Raw genomic sequence first — 22,412 nt, 5'->3', positions numbered from 1 at the left:
CTATTCTCCGAACTGTAACCAGTTATTTTATTTTAAAATTTCATTATAGTATAGTGGAGTATCATTTTCCTCATCGAATCCGATGATGATTACTTTATAGCTTTTCGCAGAATCATTATTGTAAAACTGCACGGTTGTAGGTTCTTTATCATCCTTCGGAAGATAAGGATTCCAGTACAAAGTGCTTCGGGAATCTTTTGTAAGAGTCTGTGTTTCTATATTTTCATAAATCTGATTGTTAAATGGCTCTTCCTTATCATACCCTTTTAATTTCATTTCTTTCAGCGACTTAGATTGGGTATCAGGTACAGATCCTGTAATTCCTCCACGGCGTGTATAGATCAGGATAGCCCCGTTTCCGCCTCCGGAACTTCCCATAAAGAATCCTCTTACTACCTTGATCATGGCCACTTCAGGAACAGAAATCGTGGAAACCAGTGATCCGTCAATCTTCATTTCATCCAGAAAAATTTCAACATTTCCACCACGCATTGTTGCAGTCGTATTGCCGCCCTGAGAATTGATCTGTAATCCGGGAACTCTGCCCTGAAGCCACTGAACAACATTTATAGCTCCCATTCCGTTATTTTCATTGACGAAATCAAAAACCATTTCGTTTGCGCTTTTAAACATGGGACTGCTCAGCTGATCGTTCAGCTTTTGGGTTTTACCTCTTTTATCAGCTTTTATTTTGACTTCTTCAATATCGGTTATTTTTTCATTGATGAATTTTTCCGAGGTCAGATTGGCGATAGATTGGGCAACCTTTGCAGGAACTTCTTCACCCTGAATTCTTTCGGTCAGTTTCATTCTGCTCTCAGGTAATTCTTTTCGCAGCGGTACAAAACTGAAGTCAGGCTGAAAGTAAACCTGAGTATTGCTCACGGCTGCTTTATCACTTGAATTGAGCTGATAAGAGAAAGTCATGGTATCTTCAAAAACAAGATTGTTTAGTGCAAAAAGTCCTGAAGCATCTGTTTTGATCTGATGAAATCTCATTCCCGCTTCCGGCATTTTAAAAATTAAATTAAGATCGGCATTGGCGGCAGGTTTACCCTGAGAAACCACTTTTCCTTTATATGAAATATAAGACTCAGGTTTGTTCTTTATCATCGGATAATTACCGAGCATGATATTATTCCAGTTAAATCGGTTCCACTTCTCCGAAATAAGGAGGGCATCCAATGCTTCTGACTGATGGTTTTTAGTAAAATATTGCGCAGGTCTGGAAATATCTGAGTTGAAATCACCTAGCCAAAGACTGCTTAATACGCTGTTTTCTTCTTCGGATGTGCTGCTTTCGGGATCGGTTACGACAACGCTGTACCCGTTATAATTGGCGATTTTTCCAATTGTGAAAGAGTTTTTGGCTCTCTCGCCAGTATTTAGGTTGCTTGTAAGGTTGGGCTTTTTAATATTCAAAAGATCGGGCTGCACAAAGCATAGACGCTGAGCAACCACATTTTCTTTCGCATCGAATAAAGTAAGCTGCAAAACGCCGTTAATAAGTTTGCTGGTCGGGATTGAAGCAGATTGTACATCAATCATTTTGTTGATGTTGGCTTTATAAACCAATATATTATTGATCGTCCCCAGAATCTTATAAGGCTGACTGTCTGCAGAAATGTTTTTAGACTGAATAGAGTATTTTACTGCGCTATTGGTACTTTCAACCTGCAGATTGATTCCGGAAGGACTGACTGGAGGTAAATTGACACTGACTTTTTTCCCTGCTTCATCCTGAAGAGTCACCTGATACGTTTTACCCGCCTGCGGATTAATGCTGAATGATCCTACGTTCTGATCAAGACCTGTAAACTTCACAATCGGGGTATCGGGATTTTGTGTATCGCTCAAAAAGCCATTCCATTTTGAAGGGGTCATACCCTTAGAATATAATCGTACGGCAAATTTTGTTTTGATTCCATCTACGAAAGTTCCGCTTTCAGGATTTACAGTTGCTGACCAGGCTGCATCTGTATTGGCTTGCAATTTTTGAGGAGACGAAGGATTATAAACGGTTATAGGTTGAAGATAATTGAAATCTTCACTGAAATTGGTCATCCACGTTGTATAGGCTCTGACAAAGTACACATCTTCTTTTAATGTGGATGCCAGAAGAAAACTCCCGCTTCCTTCACCTTTCAACAGAGGAACCATTTTTTTGTCGATCAACTTTTTATGGCTGTCATAAAGTTCTACAAAAAGTGAAGTGGAAATCGTGGAACGGTTGTAACCCTCGAAAACAAATGATTTAAACCAGAGATTTTCTCCGGCTACATAATGATCTTTGTTGAAAAGAAGGTGGATTTTTTCCTGAGGGTAGTTTTGGTCAAATTTCTGAAGGGCTTTCTCGGCTTTATCCTGAGCCTGAACACAGGTTGATGCGGATAATGTAAGCACAAAAGCCATTCTTTTCAGTACATCAATACTCATACTTATTTGCGTTTTTAAATTTAATTTTCAAAAATACATTTTTTTCTTACTTAGGAGAAATAAATATTATTAACACTCGGTGATAACGCTTTAAATCTGATTTAAATCACAATCCAAAAAATTCCGTGATTGATGAATAAGTTATGCTTAAACATTGATTTTTAACTCTGAAAAATAAATTTTAAACTAAATACATGGTTTGACGCAATATTTTTTCAATGTCATCGTTAAATTACGTGAACAAAAAATTATAATTTCAGATTTTATATGGGGAATATTTATTATGTTAAATAAATAAACATACGTGATGAAAACAAAATTCAATTCTCAGCTGACGGAAGAACAGTTTGAAACTGCCGTTTTGACTTTACTTTCCGAAATTTTAGAAACCCTCAAAAGATCTCCGGGTCATGATTCTCAATATTATGACAGCGCAGATGTGAAGCGGTTGCTGAATATCAGTGACAGCACTCTTCACCGCATCAGAAAATCTCAGAATATTCCGCATCTCAGGATTGGGCGGAAAATATTCTATCCCAAATCGTTTTTCAACAATGCCTTCAAAAAATGAAGGCATTTTTTCTGTCCATTATTTAGAGTAAACAAATGATTTTTCTTCGGGAGTTCTTCGGAACACCTTCGGGTCTTCTTCGGAAAAAACATCTTTTTTCCGAAGAAGACCCGAAGAAAACCAATCCTTTTCCGAAGCGAAGTCAGGAGAAACCATTCAAAACAGATTAAAACACATCATAAGCGGTCACTATTTTCACAGGTGATACAAGGTGGATAAATCCTTTCTACCTTCGTTCTGTTAATTAAAAAAATACAATAAAATGGCAAGAATAACAAAAGGAATCCTCGGAGGATTTTCAGGAAAAGTAGGACCGGTAGTAGGTGCAAGCTGGCGTGGACAAGACATTATCAGAAGTACACCCAAACCAAGCAGCAAACCGCCAAGTGAAAAACAATTGCTACAGCAATTGAAGTTTAAGTTGGTGATTGGTTTCTTACAGCCTGTCAAAAACATTCAGAATAGGTATTTTGGTTCAGCAAGCGGCTCAAAATCAAAAGTGAATATGGCTGCGTCATACACAATTGGTGAGGCAGTCGAGGTGGTTGCCGATACTCCGCAACTGGTGTATAACAAAGTTCTGATCACGAAAGGTGATTTGGCGGGCTTTCAGAATCCGTCGGCAGCTCCGCAGACAGGGCAAGTGTTGAGACTTTCATGGGAAGACAACAGCAATCAGGGAAATGCAAAAACCACCGACAGAGCCAATGCAGTTTGCTACTGCGAAGAACTTGGGACATTTGAAATTTTTGAATCACTGACTGACCGAACTTCTATGACTGCCGATATTACATTATCAGCCTATTATTCAGGAAAGGAAGTTCATCTCTGGATGTATTTCAATAATGTTGAAGAAACCCTCGCCTGTAACAGTCCGTACCTCGGAATGTTTACGCTTCTTTAAATTTTTATCTCCGCTTTTAGCGGAGTTTTTTTTAGTATATCGGTGGCTGAGCGTAGCCGAAGCCCCGACAGTTGTGGCTTCGGCTACGCTCAGCCACCAGTTCCCCAAAATATAAAGTTTGTCTGTTTCGGAGCCTGGAAGTTCTTTTAGTCCCGATGCCTGAGGTTCTCGAAGGCATCGGAATATTAATAAAAATTATTACATTTAAATAAAAAAACACAAATTATGAAAGGATGGATGTATATCCTCCTGTGCTCAGACGGCAGCTACTACACAGGAAGTACCAACAATCTCGAACTCAGACTCACACAACATCAGAATGGGGAAGGAGCCAATCATACTAAAAACTGACTTCCCGTAAAATTGCTGTATTTCGAAGAATATGACCGCATCGATCGAGCCTTCTATCGTGAAAAGCAGGTGCAGGGTTGGAGCAGGAAGAAGAAAGAAGCGTTGATGAATGGCACACCAGAACTTTTACCGGGATTAGCAATCGCATATCGGGATTTGAGAAATGAAACTGAAATAGAAAAGTAATAATAGTGTCAAAAATCATAATCAAATTACGAATCATGATCCGATGCCTGAGGCACTCGAAGGCAGAGGTGGCTTCGACTTCGCTCAGCCACCGCGTCTCCTTACTTCGTGTAGTGACCACATTCTTGCCTTTCACTTCTTTATTGAATAAAAATGATCAAATTTTCCCACGAAGAATACTCATCATCCGATAACTGAATATCACAAATCAAAGGTGGATGAATATCACAAATCAATATCACAAAAAGGTGGCTGAGCGTAGCCGAAGCCCCGCCCGATGTGGCTTCGGCTTCGCTCAGCCACCGGGTTTCATTACTTTATTGAGTCACAGATTCCTGCAATACTTTCACCAACTCACATTTTACTGATTCCCATAATCGGGATAACCGTTTTTTAGTTACATTTGACAAAACTAAAAAATCACGAAAATGAAATTTACAGCCATTGACTTTGAAAAGGCAAACAATGATTCCTGTTCCGTTTGCAGTATCGGGATCTCCGTATTTGAAAATGGAAGCGTAATCTATTCAGATAACTTTCTGGTACAGCCACCCGGTAATGAATACCTTCCTCTTCATACCTCCATCCACGGAATCACTGCAGAAGATACCTGCACCGCTCCGCATTTTCCTGAGGTTTGGGATTTGATCCTCGAACATATTGAAGGTCAGACTGTCGTGGCACACAATGGATGTACGGTAGAATTTCCGATTCTGGAAAGTTTATTCAGGTATTATGAAATGAATCTGCCTGTCTATCAAGGCATCTGTACTTTACAGCTTTCCCAACAGCTTTTTCCTTACCTGAACAATCACAAATTGTCAACACTTGCTGAACTGCTGAATTTGAATTTCAGCGAAAAGCTACATCACAACTCCCAATATGATGCTGAAGTCTGTGGTTTTATTTTCCTTAAAATGATTCAGTACTTCAAATTGAACAACTCCTTTCAGCCTGATCATCAAATAAAAAAAGAAGCTGTAAAAAAAGATTTCTTTTCAGAAACTTTTGCTTCCAAGAAGATCAATTCTTTACTTATTTACCCAACCAAAAAACCAAAGTACGAAAACCACTATTTCTATTCTAAAAAAGTGGTCATCACCGGAGAATTCACTGCATTCCCGAAACAGCGAAACAAATTAGCACAGATTTTATTTGACTGCGGTGCCGATATCAACACCAGTATTTCAAAAAATACAGATCTGGTATTGGTAGGAACTGGAGCCGGACCCAAGAAAATGGAAAAGATTACTGCTTTGAGCATTGCGGTGATGAATGAGGAAGAGTTGCTGGGATTGATTGGGGATATTGTGAATGGTTAATTCTCAATATTTTCAACTTTCCCAATACGGTTGAATGCTTTTTAATTATATTTGAAGGTTATGTACAATAAAGCTAATAATGTTTAACGAAGATTCTAGAGTAAAAATACCAGCTATTCTGCATTTATGTAGATTGGGTTACAGCTATATTCCCAAAAATAGGCATGATAGACTGCAAGAAAATAATATATTTCCTGATATTTTTAGACAGTCAATCTCTAAAATAAATTCTCATATCTCTGAAGATGAGGTAGAGCGTTTATTAACTGATGTTTCTTTAAAACTGGAATATGATGATATGGGCAGAGAGTTTTTCAGGAATTTAAGCAATACTTCTGGAACTCGACTTATTGATTTTGAAAATTTTAATAATAACGAATTTCACGTTACTACTGAATTAACTTACAAGAAAGGAGATGAGGAATTTAGACCAGATATAACTGTTTTAGTAAATGGTATCCCTTTAGTTTTTATTGAGGTTAAGAAACCAAATAATAAGGAAGGTGTTATTGCAGAAAGGAATAGGATCAACAAAAGATTTGCTCTAAAAGACTTCAGAGCTTTTACCAACATTACGCAAATGATGTTATTTTCCAATAATATGGAATATGAAGATGGAGTTATAGAGCCTATTATGGGTGCTTATTATGCTACGCCTTCTAAAGACGGAGTAATGTTTAATTATTTTCGTGAAGAAGAATTATTGAATTATACGAATCTTCTAAAACCTGAAAATGAAGAGCTGGAAAATTTAATTTTAAAAGACAATAATATTGTCGCAATAAAATATACTGACGAGTTCAAGCTGAATAAAAACTACGAAACGCCTACCAACAGAATTATAACTTCTTTACTTTTTAAAGAGCGATTGGCTTTTTTCTTACAGTTCGGGATTACCTATGTAGAAAGAACCAATAGAGAAGGAAATATTGTTATTCAAAAACATATTATGCGTTATCCTCAGTTTTTTGCTTCTAAAGCTATTACTCAAAAACTAGATGAAGGAATAAAAAAGGGGATTATTTGGCATACACAAGGAAGCGGAAAAACAGCATTGGCATACTACAATGTAAAATACCTTTCTCATTTTTACCAAAAGAAAAATACTATTGCGAAATTTTATTTTATTGTAGATCGAATAGATTTGGCAATACAAGCACAAACCGAATTTCGCTCCAGAGGTTTGTCCGTAAAAATGGTCAATTCCAGAACAGAATTTATACAGGATATTAAAAAAGCAAGTGCAATACTTAATAGTACAGGAGAACAAGAAATAACTGTAGTAAATATTCAGAAATTTTCTGATGACAGTACGGTTTTAGAATCTTTTGATTATGATTTGAATATACAGAGAATTTATTTCATAGATGAAGCACACCGAAGCTATAATCCTAAAGGTAGTTATCTTGTAAATCTTTTGCGTTCAGATGATGATGCCGTAAAAATTGCTTTAACAGGAACTCCACTTCTTAAAGAAGTAGCAAAAGATTATGACTCAAAAGTTTTGTTTGGAGAGTATATCCATAAATATTATTATAACCGTTCTATTGCAGATGGCTACACCTTACGGTTGATTAGAGAAGGAATTGCTACTACTTACCAAATGCAGATGCAAGACGTAATGGAGCAAATTAAAATTCTGAAAGGTGATATTTCGAAGAGTGAAATTTTTGCTCACCCAAAGTTTGCAGAACCTATGCTGGAATATATTCTGAATGATTTAAAAGATTTCAGAAAGAAAGATGAAACCATTGGCGGAATGGTGGTTTGTGATACTTCAGAACAAGCAAAAGAGCTTTTTGCACAGTTTGAAAAAATCTACGGAAAACAGGAGTTTGATTATGCAATGGTACGAGAAGAAAGAGAAAGATATGGAAATAATACTCCTCTAAAAGCTAGTCTTATTTTGCATGACGTCAATTCTAAAGATATTAGAAAACAAGAAATTGAAGCTTTCAAAAATGGAGATATTGATTTATTGTTTGTCTATAATATGCTTTTGACGGGTTTTGATGCGCCTCGACTTAAAAAACTGTACTTAGCAAGAGTAGTAAAAAACCACAACTTATTACAAACTTTAACACGAGTAAACAGACCATACAAAAAACATCGTTTCGGTTTTGTAGTAGATTTTGCAGACATCACTAAAGAATTTAAAGAAACCAATGAAAACTATTTCCAGGAGTTGCAGCAAGAATTAGGCGATGAAATGCAGAATTACAGCAACTTGTTTAAAACTAAAGAAGAAATAGATCAAGATGTTTCAGAAATCAAGGAAAAGTTATTTCAGTATGACATAAAAAATGCTGAAAGCTTCCGCTTGCAAATGGACGATATTAAGGATAAAAAGCAATTGTCAGAACTTGTCAAAGTTTTGCAAAAAGCTAAAGAACTAAAAAATATTATCCGTTTACAGGGAGATGATGAATTACTGGGATTATTAGATTTCTATAAACTCAATCAACTTCTCAAAGAAGTTCAGAGGAGATTAGATACCTTAAATTTGGTAGACAGTATCAATAATGAAAACGATAATACTAATTTAATCAATACCGCTTTGGAAGATATCTTCTTCCAGTTTACCAAAATTTCTGAAGAAGAAATGATTTTGGCAGACCAGCTCAGAAATCAGCTCAGACAAACCAGGGAAGAACTGCAACGCAATATAGATCCGGCAGATCCTGAGTTTGTAACACTGCGGGAAGAATTGGAACGTATTTTTAAAAATAAAAATCTAGATGAAGTCAATCAGGAAGATATGCGCGACAATATCCATATTCTGAGCAGAATTTATGATGAGGTACGAGAACTGAACCGTAAAAATGCCCTTTTCAGAGCTAAATATGAAAATGATGAAAAATATGTGAGAATCCATAAAAGGCTGGTCGACAATCCTACCATTATTGCAAAAGAAATACAAATTTACGAAGCATTGCTGGGAACTAAAAATGTAATAGACGATATTTGTCTGCACAATGTGGAACTGGTAAAAAATGAAACCTACTTCAATCAGGAAGTTATGAGTATTGTAATACAGCAATTCATTGACTCCCAGAAAATGAATCTGGATTTTAACACCACCAAAAATATTAATGACCTTATTGTAAAAGAATACAAACAACAATATACTTACAGCTAAAGAAAAAATGACGGAGATACAGTTTATCGCACAAACCAAAACCTTAATAGATGGACTAAAAAGTGTTTGTGCGAACTACGGATTAGGAAATGACGCCAGCGAATTTAATATTATTTCGCAGGTTTTTTTATATAAATATCTTAACGATAAGTTTATACACGAAGCAAAAAAAATAGAACCGGAATTGTCTCAGGCAGAAGATTTTCAGTCTGCTTATGAAAAGCTTTCTGAAGACAAGAAACAATTTCTTCTCGCAAGAATAGGAAATAAAGCAGCGAAGCTTAAGCCCGAACAATTAATTGCCTATTTGTTTAATAACTCCAATCAGCCCAATTTTGGGGAAATTATTTTTGACGGAACTTTAAGGAGCATCAGTGCAGAAAATATCGATATTTATTCGGTGAGTTCTGCAACGGGTGTTAAAGATAAAATGTTTGATGACATCAGTTTTTTCATCAGGGATGCTTCACAGCGTGATGCTTTTTGCCGAGCGTTGCTCAATAAACTGGTGAACATAAGTTTCGAGAAGATGTTCACTGAGAAATATGATTTCTTTGCCACCATTTTTGAATATCTGATTAAAGACTACAACAGCGACAGTGGCGGTAAATATGCAGAATATTACACACCACACGCTGTGGCACGAATTATGGCAGCTATCTTGGTAAAAGAGGGTGAAAAAAGTGCAAGCGTATATGATCCGAGTGCAGGTTCGGGAACGCTACTGATGAATATTGCACATGCGATTGGCGAGAAAAACTGCACCATCTATTCTGAAGATATTTCTCAAAAATCGGCTAATATGCTCAGATTGAATCTTATTCTGAATAATCTGCAACATTCTATCCCGAATATTATCAAAGGAAACACTATTTTGCAACCGGCACATTTGGGCAAAAAATTTAAGTATATTGTTTCTAATCCTCCGTTTAAATTAGATTTCTCAGATTATCAGGCAGACCTTACCAAAGACAGCTTTAAAGAAAGGTTTTTTGCAGGCGTTCCCAATATTGCAAAAACAAAAAAAGAATCGATGGCGATTTATCTGTTATTTATTCAGCACATTATGTACAGTCTGGATGCTAAAGGTAAAGCAGCAATTGTAGTTCCTACAGGTTTTATCACGGCACAAAGCGGGATTGAAAGAAAAATAAGAGAAGCACTGATAGAGCGCAATTGGTTGCGAGGCGTGGTAAGTATGCCGAGCAATATTTTTGCAAGTACCGGAACTAATGTTTCTATTGTATTTATAGACAAGGAAGCCGACAGCGAAAAGATCGTTTTGGTAGATGCTTCCAAACTGGGAAAAACTATTAAAGAGGGCAAAAACCAAAAAACGGTTCTTGAACCAAAAGAAGAACAACGCATTATTGATGCCATGAACCAAAAGAATGCAGAGGAAGATTTTTCTGTAGTGGTAACCAAAGAAGAGGTAATGGCTAAAAATTACAGCTTTTCTGCGGGACAATATTTTGAGGTGAAGATAGAATATATAGAAATTACCACAGAAGAATTTGCACAGAAAATGCAAACCTATGAAAGTAATTTCAGCCAATTATTTGCAGAAGGAAATGAACTGGATAAGAAGATTTTGGAGAATTTAAAAGGGTTGAAGTATGAGTAATTTAGTTTCTACATTTAATCAAAAAAATGCACCATATTTTCTAGATGAAAACTGGACTTGGTATTATTGGAAAGATATTATTTCAAGTTATCAACAAGGATTAATACGTTCAAATTCAGAATTAAATGAAATTGATGGAATAGATTATTTCAAAATGAATTTTATAAATGAAAATGGCACTTATACTTTTAATGGTTTACCAAAAACTTTTGCAACAAGTGAAGAAATTGATAACTACAAAATAAAAAATGGAGATTTTTTCATTAATGTTAGAAATTCAAAAGAATTAGTTGGCAAATCCTGTGTTGTTTATGATGTAAATAAGAATATTTTATTTAATCATATGCTTGTAAGAATTAATCATAAAGAATATGTAACTGGTTCTTTTATAAATGCTTATTTTAATACAATATTTGGGAAAAAACTTATTGAAACTTGTAAAAAAGGAACAACTACCGTAATTGCACTTTATCAAAAAGATTTATATAATATACCGATACCAATACCAAAGAAAAACGTTTTAGAAGGAATTGATAATATATATAATTCTATTAATAAAAAGATAAAACTCAATAACCGCATCAATGCAGAATTGGAAGCAATGGCAAAAACGCTGTATGATTATTGGTTTGTACAGTTTGATTTTCCAGTTTCTGATACCTTGGCTTCGACTCCGCTCAGCCAACAGTCGGTAGCTGAGCGTGAAAAAATTACGGTAGTCGAGCGTAGTCGAGACTACAAATCTTCTGGCGGGAAAATGGTGTACAACGAAACCCTGAAAAGAGAAATTCCTGAAGGGTGGGAGGTTACCGTTTTTAATGATTGGATAAAAGACACAAAAGCTGGTGATTGGGGAAAAGAAGAAATTGAAGGAAATTATACGGAAAGAGTTTATTGCATAAGAGGTGCAGATATTAATGGAATTAATGGAAAAGGAGAAGTAAAAACTCCAGAAAGATTTATTTTAAAAAGTAATTCTTCAAAAAAATTAATGCCTAATGATTTTGTTGTTGAAATTTCGGGTGGGAGTCCCGTTCAATCTACAGGTAGAATTGCTTTGATAACAGAAAGTACTTTAGAAAGGTTTGATACTGACATTATTTGTTCTAATTTCTGTAAAGCAGTTTCTATAAAAGATGAAAAGTATATTTACAACTTCAAACAAGAATGGCAACGTTTGTATGATGCAGGTGTTTTCTTTGGCTTTGAAGGAAAAACAAGTGGCATAAAGAATTTTCTTTTTGATTCTTTTATGAATTCATATTCTATCGTTCTACCCAAAAAAGAAATCGTAGAAAAGTATTATGAATTTTTAAAATCAACTGATAAAAAAATACAATCAAACCTTAAGCAAAACCAAGAACTCTCTGCATTGCGAGACTGGCTGTTGCCCATGCTGATGAATGGGCAGGTGAAGGTGGGAGAAGCAGAAGCGCAAGTTTTGGGAATAGTTGCAAAATTAGACGCATCCTATGATAGATCTTCTCAAAAAAGTGATGATGAACTTTTTGAAGTATGGCTAAAAGAGGAAGGGTTAGCAGCAAGAGGGGATATAGATCGATCGACATTACGAGAATTGTTTGATGCAATGGATGATGAAGACAAATAATGAAATAGAAACAATAGCAAATTCTGTATTGTCAAAATATGTCAAAAAAGGTGGGGTTCATAAAGTATTTCAAGAAATAATGCATTCTGAAAAAATTAAATATAAAGAAGTAAATTCTGAAAATACTGATTTTGTTGGAGCATTAACTAAAAATAAAGATCAAGCTTATATTTTCGTTAATAAAGATATTGATAATATTGGTCGTAAGCATTTTACCATTGCTCACGAATTAGGACACTATTTTTTGTCACATAACTTACATAGCAATTTAGGTTTTTGTACGAATAGTGATATTGCTGAAGAAGAACATCAAAAAAATCCTATTGAACGAGAGGCTAATTATTTTGCAAGTTGCTTGCTAATGCCGAAGGAAAAAGTGAAAACAGCTTTTTTAAGCATACTAGAAAATCGCAGCAGAAAGAGAATCAAAGATTTTTTATTAGTCAAAAATGATTATACTTTCGGAGTTTGGCTATCAATAAAAAATGATCTAACAAAACGTTATGGGGTGTCGGAAACGGCATTAAGGTTTAGATTAAAACAGCTTAAATTGGCGGACTTTCAATTTGAGAAGTAAGTTACACATTAAAAAAAACTATTAACTAATCATATAAAAATGAAATTTTACTCTTGTAGTGTAGGAGAAAAAGACAAAGGTTACGATGAAGAAAATCTTAATAGAATTGTTGAAAAAAAGGCATTCATTCTTCACGAAAACACTCCACAAAAAGGTACTTATAATGCAATTAAACAAGGTGATATTCTGTTACTTAAATATAGGAGTCACTTTATAGCGTACGGTAAAGCAAATGAAATATTTACTTCTGATGATGAAGAGTGGAATCTTACAGCCCCTGTTGAAGAATGGTATTTTTTTGACCAAAGTAATAAAGAAAGAGGGATTCACATATATGGTATGAAAGAAGCTACCTTAAGTGGTAGTCAATATGGTACAGTAAAACCTTTACGCCATACCTTTTCATTCAATACAATTAAAAGAATCAATAAAAACACAGATTTGTTTAATTCAATAATTTCCGAGATGAATAAAATGGATACACAAGAAAAACTAGATATTCTAAAATACAAAAAACAAATCATCTTACAAGGACCTCCAGGAACGGGAAAAACCAGAGAAGCAAAGTTGATTGCAAAAGAGTTGATTGGTAATAATTCTAAAATTTCAGAAAAGAATATATTTTCTTTTTTTACAATTAATCAAGAAATATCAGCAAGAAAAGAATCAACAAAATATATTATAAAAGAAATCAATCAAGATTCAATTTTACTATCTACAAATGGTGAAGATAGATCTCCTACTAGGAAACAAATATACGATTCATATATTGGGAAATTATGGGAGAAAAGTAGTGAAGAAAGAAAAAGTAATACTTTATCTTACGCTGACGCCTTAGCAAAAAACTTATTCAATAGATTTAATGATTTAAAGAATAACGATCAAATTAAGCTGATACAATTTCACCCAAGCTATACTTACGAAGATTTTGTAAGAGGAATTGTAGCAGAATCAAAAGGTGAAAAAATTGAATATAAGAATGTAAATAAGACTTTGGGTGAGTTTGCAGAACTGGCTTTGAAAAACTATCATAAATCAACAAAATCAGATAGTATATTGTCTAAGAATGAGTGGGTAAATGAACAGTTTGATAATTTTGTAGAAACGGTACAATCTAAAATTGATGATACAGGCGAATATCGATTGACAGATAAAGTTAAACTTTTTGATATTGATGAATCTGCTTTTTACTACACCGGCGATTCTTGGTTTGAATCTGCGAAACATAGAATGAAATTCAGTGATATTAAGGAAGCTTTTTTAAGTGATCCGGCAGACAAAAAAGCATTTAAAGCATTGGCGAATATCTCTGGTTCAGCAAAACAGCATTATGGCTATTATTACAAAGTATTTTCAGACTTTAAGAATTCTATTACAACAAAATTTGAAGAAGTTGATACAGCTGTAAGAGAGCCTGAAAATTTTGTATTAATAATAGACGAAATCAACCGAGCCAATCTTTCCTCAGTTTTAGGTGAACTGATTTACGCTTTAGAATACCGTGGCGAAGAAGTGGAAAGTATGTATTCAGTAGATGATTCTTTACTGAAAAATAAATTAATTCTTCCTCCCAATCTTTATATCATCGGAACAATGAACACAGCAGACCGAAGTGTAGGACATATTGATTATGCAATACGAAGGAGGTTTGCGTTTATAGAGGTGTTACCAAAAGATTTAACTGCTGAGATGAAAGAAGGAGAGTTTTACACAGACTTGTTTTCAGAAGTTAAAGCATTATTTACAAAAGATGATTACCAGACAAAATCTGACTTCCTCTCTCAGGAATTTGAACCTAAAGATGTTGCTTTGGGACACTCTTATTTTATTGATAAAACTGCAGATGGTGGAGATATTAAAACACGCTGGAATTATGAAATCAAACCAATTCTTTTAGAGTATATTAGAGATGGTGTTTTAAAAGAAACTGCTTTGAAACAAGTTATTTCTATTGAAACTACACTTGATATGAGGATTCAATAATTATGGGCATTATCTTAAAAGAACATACTTCTCATAAATTAACAATTACAGAAGAAAAATCTCTTTTTGAAAAAGAACGAGAAAAACATTTGTTCTCTTTTACCGATCAGACTGTTGAGATATCACTACGTACTTTTAAAAAAGAACGTGGTAAAGAATATCTGTGTTTTAAGAAGCATCAAATTGCTGATAAGATAATTAATATCAGTTCCGATTATTATGTAGGTATAGACTGGCTTACAAAAGATAAAAGCCGCTATATACAGGTAGAGCCTAAGCTGAATAATAAGGTTGTAGAATCTTTTGAAAATGTTTCTGATACCGACAATGAAAAGATTTCTGAAAAAGAAATAGAACAGTGGGATAAAGAAACTAAAGATCAGATTAAGATTTCAGATAAAGAATATGAAGTAAATGTCATCGGAATGCTGATGCAGATTATGTCACACTCAGAAGTGTCAAAACATACAGACAATCTACTGCTGATCGATTGGGACGATAAAGAAATTGAAGTTACTCAGAAACAAGATTTATTGACTCCTTTTCTCGTTGTTAAATTTCTAAATGTCCTGAAAGACATCACAAGAAAAGGTTTAAAAAAATCTTATTATAAAAAACAGGAAAATCTTAAAAACCGAGTAAAAGGAAAAATTTTAGTTGGACAACAAATCAAACAAAACATTTTTAAAAACAAACTCACAAATACGGTTTGTGAATATCAGGTTTTCGGAGAAGATTCTCTGGAAAACCGTTTTCTAAATAAAGTTTTTATTTTTTGTACTAATTATGTTGAAAATAATAATCTCTATTTTAAAGATAAAAATGATATTACATGGTTAATCAATTACATTAGACCGTCATTTGAGCACGTTGGATCGCAAATAAATGTAAACGAAATTAAAAACTATAAACACAATGCTTTTTTCAGGGAATACAGAGAAGCTATTAACACTGGACAGCAGATTTTAAAAAGATTTTCTTATAATATTAGCAAAACAACAGAAGAAAAAATCTCTACACCTCCATTTTGGATAGATATGCCAAAAATGTTTGAATTGTATGTATACGCACAATTACTGAAAGATAACCCTGAACTCAATGTAGGAGATTTAAACTATCAATTCTCAACCAATGGAAATGCTTTGGATTTTTTAATTTGTAGTGGTAATCAAAAAATTGTAGTTGATGCAAAATATAAACTCAAATACAATTACAGCCAGATTCATCAAGATATAAGACAGGTTGCAGGATATGCAAGGTTAAATAAAGTGAAAAATAAGTTTCCTCTAATAACTGAAGAGATCAAATGTCTGATTATTTATCCAAAGCCAATTGATAGTCAAAATAGCAGTAAATTAGAAATTGAAAAATTAGTAATACAGGAAAATGCTATACAAGCTTATCACCATATTTATAAGATAGGTGTTAATTTACCGATATTAAAATAATCATAACCTCTAATTATCGCATGCCTTCCGCACTGACAAAATAGGCAATAGGTAATACCGGAGTTAAATCCCAGCATGCACTTTGTACAATAAAATACCTAACAATTATCCTATGGCCATAAAATACTACCTCATCCTCGTGACCCTTCTAACATTCCTTGCATTCGGATGGGATAAGCGGTTGGCTAAAAACGGGAAGAGGAGACTCGCCGAAAGTGTTTTGCTGATTCTCACATTTGTTGGGGGTACTTTTGGGGCTCTAATCGGAATGACATATTTCAGGCATAAATTCTCAAAGAAAACATTCATTTTCAAATTGATAGTGGTGGTCGTTGTACAGTTGGCAATTATTTTCCTTTTAAAAGAACATCTGACGAACCAGTAAGAAGTAATTTTACTTATCTGTTATTCAACCTTGTCAAGGTTATTTGCAATGTCCTGATGAACCTTGACAAGGTTGGTTAGTAACATAGGTTTGTAAAACACGAACTTCTCGATACAATTTTTCTTCAAAAAATCACTCGAAGAGACGACCGATAATAAATTAAGCTATACATTACAAATTCCCCCGTCAATTCAAGTGATTTTCTGCACCGCAGAAAATTGTATCGAGAATCGAAGCCCGCAATAACAACTTATCCGAAAGTAAGCCTGACCTTCTCTATACAATTTTTCTTCAAAAAATGACTCGAAGAGACGACCGATAAATAATTAAGCTATTCCCCCGTCAATTCGAGTGATTTTCTGCACCGCAGAAAATTGTATCGAGAATCGAAACCCGAAAGTGCAACTTATCCGAAACGAATGCACGAACTTCTCGATACAATTTTTCTTCCAAAAAATCACTCGAAGAGACGACCGATAAATAATTAAGCTATTCCCCGTCAATTCGAGTGATTTTCTGCACCGCAGAAAATTGTATCGAGAATCGAAGCCCGCAAGAACAACTTATCCGAAACGAATGCACGAACTTCTCAATACAATTTTTTCTTCAAAAAATCACTCGAAGAGAAGATCGATAATTAATTAAGCTATACATTACAGATTCCCCCGTCAATTCGATTGCTTTTCTGCACCGCAGAAAATTGTATCAAGAATCGAAGCCCATAAGTACAACCTCTCCAAAACGAATGCACAAACTTCTCGATACAATTTTTCTTCAAAAAATCACTCGAAGAGACGACCGATAATTAATTAAGCTATACATTACAGATTCCCCCTTCAATTCGAGTGATTTTCTGCACCGCAGAAAATTGTATCAAGAATCGAAGCCCGAAAGTACAACCTCTCCAAAACAAATACCCAAATATCTAATTCAAAAACTCACTCGTATTAATCCTCACACAATACTCACTCCCCAAATACAGCGGATCACCATGCTTCTCCGACCAGAAGCCATCCAGAATATCTTGAGTGAGACAACGGTAAACAGCAGTTCCTTTGTACACTTTCTGATCTTCACCTTCATATTGGAAATTGATCACTAAAATATCATCTTTAAAAAATCCTGTTCCGTTTTGTTTGTGGTCACCGATGATCCATTGAGCGATAATGCGGTTGTTTTGATCAAGAGAAAGCGTCAGAAAGCCGTGATAGGAAATATAATCCGTTTCTTCCTGGTTACTTCCCTGAATAGAGTAGCTGCCGACCAAATCCTGTACTGTCATCGATTTATTTTTAAGGTTAACAAATGTAGAAACTTTTAGTTTGCCATAATCAAAGATAAGTTTCGTTTTATGATATTATTATTGTTTTTGACTTGCCATCATTTTCATTAAAACCAACAACCAACAAAAGTCAACCAAAGACCACTTTAACAAATATTTATAATTCCCAGACCCAGCCTCGGCATTATTTTTTCTTAACTATTGAAAGATTAACACCAAAAAATATAATATTATGTCAAAGAAAATTGCCATTTTGGCGACCGATGGATTTGAAGAAAGCGAATTGAAATCTCCAAAAGAACATTTGGAAAAACAAGGTTGGACGGCTCATATCATCAGTCCGAAATCGGGAACCATCAAAGCATGGGCAGAGAAAGACTGGGGACAGGAATATAACGTCGATAAAACTTTAGAAGAGGCTTCGGCTTCTGATTACGATGCATTGGTTTTACCGGGTGGCGTGATCAATCCGGATCAGTTAAGAACCAACGAACAGGCTTTAAGTTTTGTAAGAGACTTTTTCACTCAGCACAAACCGGTTGCAGCAATTTGCCACGGACCGCAGATTCTGATCAACGCTGAGATTGTAGAGGGTAGAAATCTGACTTCAGTGGATTCAATCAGCAAAGACCTGAAAAATGCGGGAGCATTATGGGAAGACAGTGAAGTAGTGGTTGATAATGGTTTAGTGACCAGCAGAACTCCGAAAGATCTTCCGGCCTTCAATGCAAAAATGGTCGAAGAGATCAAAGAAGGCAAACACGAAGACCAGAACGCATAATCAAATTTAATGTGCATATATAAAAAGAGACTTGGATTAATTAATCTGAGTCTCTTTTTTAGTTGTAGGTTTTAGTTGTTAGTATTTACTATTTATTTTGATAATCAGAAATACAATCATGGACAAAATTATTTTCACCCTTTAGGGTCGGGGAAAAAAATAATTTCACATATCTTCAACCTCATCCTCATCCTCATCCTCAACCACTGTATATCTAAATCCCCGACTACAAAGAAATTATTTTCACCCTTCAGGGTCGGGGAAAAAAATAATTTCTAAATTCTCAACCTTATCCTTTGCCTCATCCTCTGTTTATCTAAATCCCCCAACTACAAACAAATTATTTTCACCCTTTAGGGTCGGGGAAAAAAATAATTTCGCAAATCCTAAACCTTATCCTCACCCTCATTTCCTAAAACCCCCTCATTATGAATTTGTTAATTAATAAAAGTTTTTATGGTTAATTCATTAAAAATCACTAATTTCGCACCCGTAAAAATCATTCATGCAAAACATTAGAAATATTGCGATTATCGCACACGTTGACCACGGTAAGACTACTTTGGTTGATAAGATTATTCATGCTACAAACATTTTCAGAGAAAATCAGGAAAGTGGAGAATTAATAATGGATAATAACGATCTTGAAAGAGAAAGAGGGATTACCATTTTATCAAAAAATATTTCTGTAACTTATAAAGACGTTAAAATCAACGTTATCGACACTCCTGGTCACGCCGATTTTGGTGGTGAGGTAGAGAGAGTTCTTAAAATGGCAGACGGTGTAATCTTGTTGGTAGATGCGTTCGAAGGACCAATGCCTCAGACAAGATTCGTATTGCAGAAAGCTTTGGAATTGGGTCTTAGACCTTTGGTAGTAATCAACAAAGTTGACAAACCAAACTGTCGTCCTGAAGAAGTTCACGATCAGGTATTTGATTTGTTCTTCAACCTGGAAGCTACTGAAGAGCAGTTGGATTTCCCTACATTCTACGGTTCGTCAAAACAAGGTTGGTTCAACACTTCATTGGAAGAAACTGAAAACATTTTCCCATTATTAGACGGGATTTTACAATATGTTCCTGAGCCTAAAGTTGAGGAAGGTAACTTACAGATGCAGATTGTTTCTCTAGATTTCTCTTCTTTCTTAGGAAGAATTGCGATCGGAAAAGTGATCAGAGGAGAGATCAAAGAATCTCAGTGGATCGGTTTGGCACAAGCTGACGGTAAAGTTTTAAAAGGAAAAGTAAAAGAATTATACGTTTTCGAAGGTCTTGGAAAGAAAAAAGTATCTGAAGTGAAAGCCGGAGATATCTGTGCTGTTGTAGGTTTCGATGCATTCCAGATCGGTGATTCATTCGTAGATCTTGAAAATCCTGAACCATTGCCAAGAACTTCAATTGATGAGCCTACGTTGAACATGACGTTCTCAATCAACAATTCACCATTCTTCGGTAAAGACGGTAAATATGTTACTTCAAACCACCTGAAAGAAAGACTGACTAAAGAATTAGAGAAAAACTTAGCATTAAGAGTTGAGCAGACTGGTGATGCAAACACTTTCTTGGTATTCGGTAGAGGTATTCTTCACTTGTCAGTTTTAATTGAAACAATGAGAAGAGAAGGGTACGAAATGACGATCGGTCAGCCGCAGGTTATTTTGAGAGAAGACGAGAACGGACAAAAATTAGAGCCGTATGAATCTTTGGTTGTTGACGTTCCTGAAGAATTTGCTTCTAAAGTAATCGATTTGGCTACTCAGAGAAAAGGTGACCTTCACATTATGGAAACTAAAGGTGAAATGCAGCACATGGAATTCGAAATTCCTTCAAGAGGTTTGATCGGATTGCGTTCTCAGATGTTGACAGCTACTGCAGGTGAAGCTATTATGGCACACCGTTTCACAGAATATAAGCCTTTCAAAGGTGCGATTCCTGGAAGAAGTAATGGAGTATTGATTTCTAAAACTCAGGGTCCTGCTACAGAATATTCAATCGCTAAATTACAGGATAGAGGTAAGTTCTATGTTGATCCGGGTGAGGAAATCTATGCAGGTATGGTTATCGGTGAGCAAAATAAGCCGGGAGATTTGGTTGTAAACATCGTTGAAGCTAAGCAGTTGAATAACATGAGAGCTTCAGGTAAAGATAAAGATACTGGTGTTGCACCAAAAATCTTATTCTCTCTTGAAGAATGTATGGAATATATTCAATCTGATGAAGCAATCGAGGTAACTCCAAACTTCATCCGTATGAGAAAGAAAGTACTTTCTGAAGAAGAAAGAAAAAGAATTGAAAGAGGAGCGAAAGCTTAATCTCAAATCTAAAATATATCTAATGCCCCGATTGTTCGGGGCTTTTTTGTTTAGGCAGACCTATTAAAAATAATGGACATCGGAAACAAAAGCGTTAAAAAATTTTAAAAAAATTCCGTTAAGAAATTCCCATTGTTTGAGTGGCAGCCAAAATCAAAGTAATAATACAAAAGAACATATTGTATTTATTTTCAATCCTACGGCTAAATTTTTGTATTCTACCACTCATGGTCAGATACAAATCATTTCTTGTCGTCCTAATTTCATTTTTAACCCTCACTTCCTGTGACGGATTAAAAATTCCTAAAAATGTTTTTAATACCTCCGAGCGTGCAAAGTACGAACGCAGCTTTTCTGGAGCAGACAGTCTCATGACCAATTGGAAGAAAGATTTTTCTACAGCTTCTGTCAATCAATTAAAAATTAAAGACGGAACATCGTTGATCATCAATCCGGGTCATTCAACTTCTCATGCATTAGGATATTCAATCGAACTTGCAAAAGGGGATTTGCTGGTGATCGAAACAGAAATGTCTGATGAGAACAAGAAAATATTTATCGATCTGTCCAGTCAAAATTCCGGTTCTGAAATAATAAAAACGGGGATCATTAAAGACAACTCATTTTCCCAACAGATTGAAAATGATGGTTGGTACAAACTGGTCATTCAGCCTGAAATTGGCTATAGCGAAATATTTAAAATAAAAATCTACACACAGCCATCTCTTAAATTCCCTGTTGCAGGAAAAGGAAATAAGAATGTTCAGAGTTTTTGGGGAGCAAGTCGGGACGGTGGTGGCAGAAGCCATGAAGGAGTTGATATTTTTGCACCCCGTGGAACTCCGGTTGTAGCAGTTGCAGATGGATATATTATACGAACCGGAAATCAGGGACTCGGTGGAAAACAGGTGTGGCTTCGTGGCGATACAGTTGGAAATTCACATTACTACGCACATCTCGACAGTATCTTAGCCGAAGATGGAAAGAGAGTGAAAACCGGAGACACATTAGGTTTGGTGGAAAATACCGGTAATGCTGCAGGAGGAGCAACCCATCTGCATTTTGGAATTTATTCCACAGGCGGTGCTGTCGATCCTTATCCTTTCATTCGTGAACGGTCAGTTCCGAAATTGATATCATCATCCACTTCAGAAAAATTTTCAGGAAACTATCTTAAGGCAGGAAGCAATCTGAGATCGGGTCCCGGAACTCAATACGAGATATTATCTGCAAATGATTTAAAGAGACCAATTGTGATTCTTTCCACTGACGGAAGCTGGTATCACATCAGAACTCAGGATGGTATCGAAGGATTTGTAACTAAGGAAAGGATTGAGCGGTAATCCTTGTTTATCTTTAACAAAATATTATCAATACGCTTTAAAATTGCTGATGCAAATTAATTGTACAAATATCCATATTTGTACTGTTAATTTTATTTCAACTTTCTAAATTTGCATTTCTTCCACTTGCGAGTGAGAAGTTTCTTAATTAAAACTG

General features: G+C 35.2%; 18 protein-coding genes. 16 read left to right on the top strand and 2 right to left on the bottom strand.

Annotated elements, in window-relative coordinates; all coding sequences use genetic code 11:
* Window positions 1-27 precede the first annotated feature (27 nt).
* Complete coding sequence (locus tag NZ698_RS06605) at window positions 28-2,436, bottom strand: hypothetical protein (RefSeq protein ID WP_263002284.1); 2,409 nt, start codon at window positions 2,434-2,436, stop codon at window positions 28-30.
* A gap of 307 nt (window positions 2,437-2,743) precedes the next feature.
* On the opposite strand from NZ698_RS06605, the gene NZ698_RS06600 reads away from it, so the two are divergent.
* The 13 genes from NZ698_RS06600 (at window position 2,744) to NZ698_RS06540 (ending at window position 16,535) form a co-directional block, all read left to right on the top strand.
* On the top strand, window positions 2,744-3,007 hold the full coding sequence (locus NZ698_RS06600; protein ID WP_263002283.1) for a helix-turn-helix domain-containing protein: 264 nt from the start codon (window positions 2,744-2,746) through the stop codon (window positions 3,005-3,007).
* A gap of 35 nt (window positions 3,008-3,042) precedes the next feature.
* Window positions 3,043-3,177: a hypothetical protein gene (locus NZ698_RS06595; protein ID WP_263002282.1), complete on the top strand. Its 135-nt coding sequence runs from the start codon at window positions 3,043-3,045 to the stop codon at window positions 3,175-3,177.
* A 92-nt stretch (window positions 3,178-3,269) separates the two neighbouring features.
* Window positions 3,270-3,911 (top strand): DUF6266 family protein, encoded by a 642-nt coding sequence (locus NZ698_RS06590; RefSeq protein ID WP_263002281.1) that lies wholly within the window; start codon window positions 3,270-3,272, stop codon window positions 3,909-3,911.
* A gap of 225 nt (window positions 3,912-4,136) precedes the next feature.
* Complete coding sequence (locus NZ698_RS06585; protein WP_263002280.1) at window positions 4,137-4,262, top strand: GIY-YIG nuclease family protein; 126 nt, start codon at window positions 4,137-4,139, stop codon at window positions 4,260-4,262.
* A 12-nt stretch (window positions 4,263-4,274) separates the two neighbouring features.
* Entirely contained in the window at window positions 4,275-4,448 is a 174-nt protein-coding gene (locus NZ698_RS06580) for a GIY-YIG nuclease family protein (RefSeq protein ID WP_263002279.1), read from the top strand.
* Window positions 4,449-4,876: 428 nt separating this feature from the next.
* Window positions 4,877-5,770, top strand: coding sequence for an exonuclease domain-containing protein (locus NZ698_RS06575; RefSeq protein WP_263002278.1), 894 nt, complete (start codon window positions 4,877-4,879; stop codon window positions 5,768-5,770).
* A gap of 79 nt (window positions 5,771-5,849) precedes the next feature.
* Window positions 5,850-8,909, top strand: a complete 3,060-nt coding sequence (locus NZ698_RS06570; protein WP_263002277.1) for a type I restriction endonuclease — start codon at window positions 5,850-5,852, stop codon at window positions 8,907-8,909.
* 7 nt (window positions 8,910-8,916) lie between these two features.
* Window positions 8,917-10,533: an HsdM family class I SAM-dependent methyltransferase gene (locus NZ698_RS06565; protein ID WP_263002276.1), complete on the top strand. Its 1,617-nt coding sequence runs from the start codon at window positions 8,917-8,919 to the stop codon at window positions 10,531-10,533.
* Window positions 10,526-12,142 carry a restriction endonuclease subunit S domain-containing protein gene (locus NZ698_RS06560; RefSeq protein WP_263002275.1) on the top strand — a complete coding sequence of 539 codons (1,617 nt, stop codon included), beginning with the start codon at window positions 10,526-10,528 and terminating at the stop codon, window positions 12,140-12,142. Before NZ698_RS06565 ends, NZ698_RS06560 begins: the two co-directional genes overlap by 8 nt.
* The gene (locus tag NZ698_RS06555) at window positions 12,126-12,719 is read left to right on the top strand and encodes an ImmA/IrrE family metallo-endopeptidase (RefSeq protein ID WP_263002274.1); all 594 of its coding nucleotides are present in this window, start codon (window positions 12,126-12,128) and stop codon (window positions 12,717-12,719) included. The genes NZ698_RS06560 and NZ698_RS06555 overlap by 17 nt, the downstream gene beginning before the upstream one ends.
* A gap of 39 nt (window positions 12,720-12,758) precedes the next feature.
* Entirely contained in the window at window positions 12,759-14,702 is a 1,944-nt protein-coding gene (locus tag NZ698_RS06550) for an AAA family ATPase (RefSeq protein WP_263002273.1), read from the top strand.
* A gap of 2 nt (window positions 14,703-14,704) precedes the next feature.
* Window positions 14,705-16,150 (top strand): 5-methylcytosine restriction system specificity protein McrC, encoded by a 1,446-nt coding sequence (locus tag NZ698_RS06545; RefSeq protein WP_263002272.1) that lies wholly within the window; start codon window positions 14,705-14,707, stop codon window positions 16,148-16,150.
* Between the two features lie 139 nt (window positions 16,151-16,289).
* On the top strand, window positions 16,290-16,535 hold the full coding sequence (locus NZ698_RS06540) for a DUF1294 domain-containing protein (protein WP_263002271.1): 246 nt from the start codon (window positions 16,290-16,292) through the stop codon (window positions 16,533-16,535).
* Between the two features lie 925 nt (window positions 16,536-17,460).
* On the opposite strand, the gene NZ698_RS06535 is transcribed toward NZ698_RS06540, so the two are convergent.
* Window positions 17,461-17,817 (bottom strand): hypothetical protein, encoded by a 357-nt coding sequence (locus NZ698_RS06535; protein WP_263002270.1) that lies wholly within the window; start codon window positions 17,815-17,817, stop codon window positions 17,461-17,463.
* A gap of 232 nt (window positions 17,818-18,049) precedes the next feature.
* On the opposite strand from NZ698_RS06535, the gene NZ698_RS06530 reads away from it, so the two are divergent.
* The 3 genes from NZ698_RS06530 (at window position 18,050) to NZ698_RS06520 (ending at window position 22,255) form a co-directional block, all read left to right on the top strand.
* The gene (locus NZ698_RS06530; protein WP_263002269.1) at window positions 18,050-18,598 is read left to right on the top strand and encodes a type 1 glutamine amidotransferase domain-containing protein; all 549 of its coding nucleotides are present in this window, start codon (window positions 18,050-18,052) and stop codon (window positions 18,596-18,598) included.
* Between the two features lie 505 nt (window positions 18,599-19,103).
* Window positions 19,104-20,912 (top strand): translational GTPase TypA, encoded by a 1,809-nt coding sequence (gene typA / locus NZ698_RS06525; protein WP_263002268.1) that lies wholly within the window; start codon window positions 19,104-19,106, stop codon window positions 20,910-20,912.
* Between the two features lie 227 nt (window positions 20,913-21,139).
* Window positions 21,140-22,255 carry a M23 family metallopeptidase gene (locus NZ698_RS06520; protein WP_263002267.1) on the top strand — a complete coding sequence of 372 codons (1,116 nt, stop codon included), beginning with the start codon at window positions 21,140-21,142 and terminating at the stop codon, window positions 22,253-22,255.
* The last annotated feature ends 157 nt before the right edge of the window (window positions 22,256-22,412 follow it).

Source organism: Chryseobacterium edaphi (assembly GCF_025628985.1).
Taxonomy (GTDB): domain Bacteria; phylum Bacteroidota; class Bacteroidia; order Flavobacteriales; family Weeksellaceae; genus Chryseobacterium; species Chryseobacterium edaphi.
Note: the sequence above shows the minus strand (reverse complement) of the source record. Positions and strands in the feature narration are given on the sequence as shown.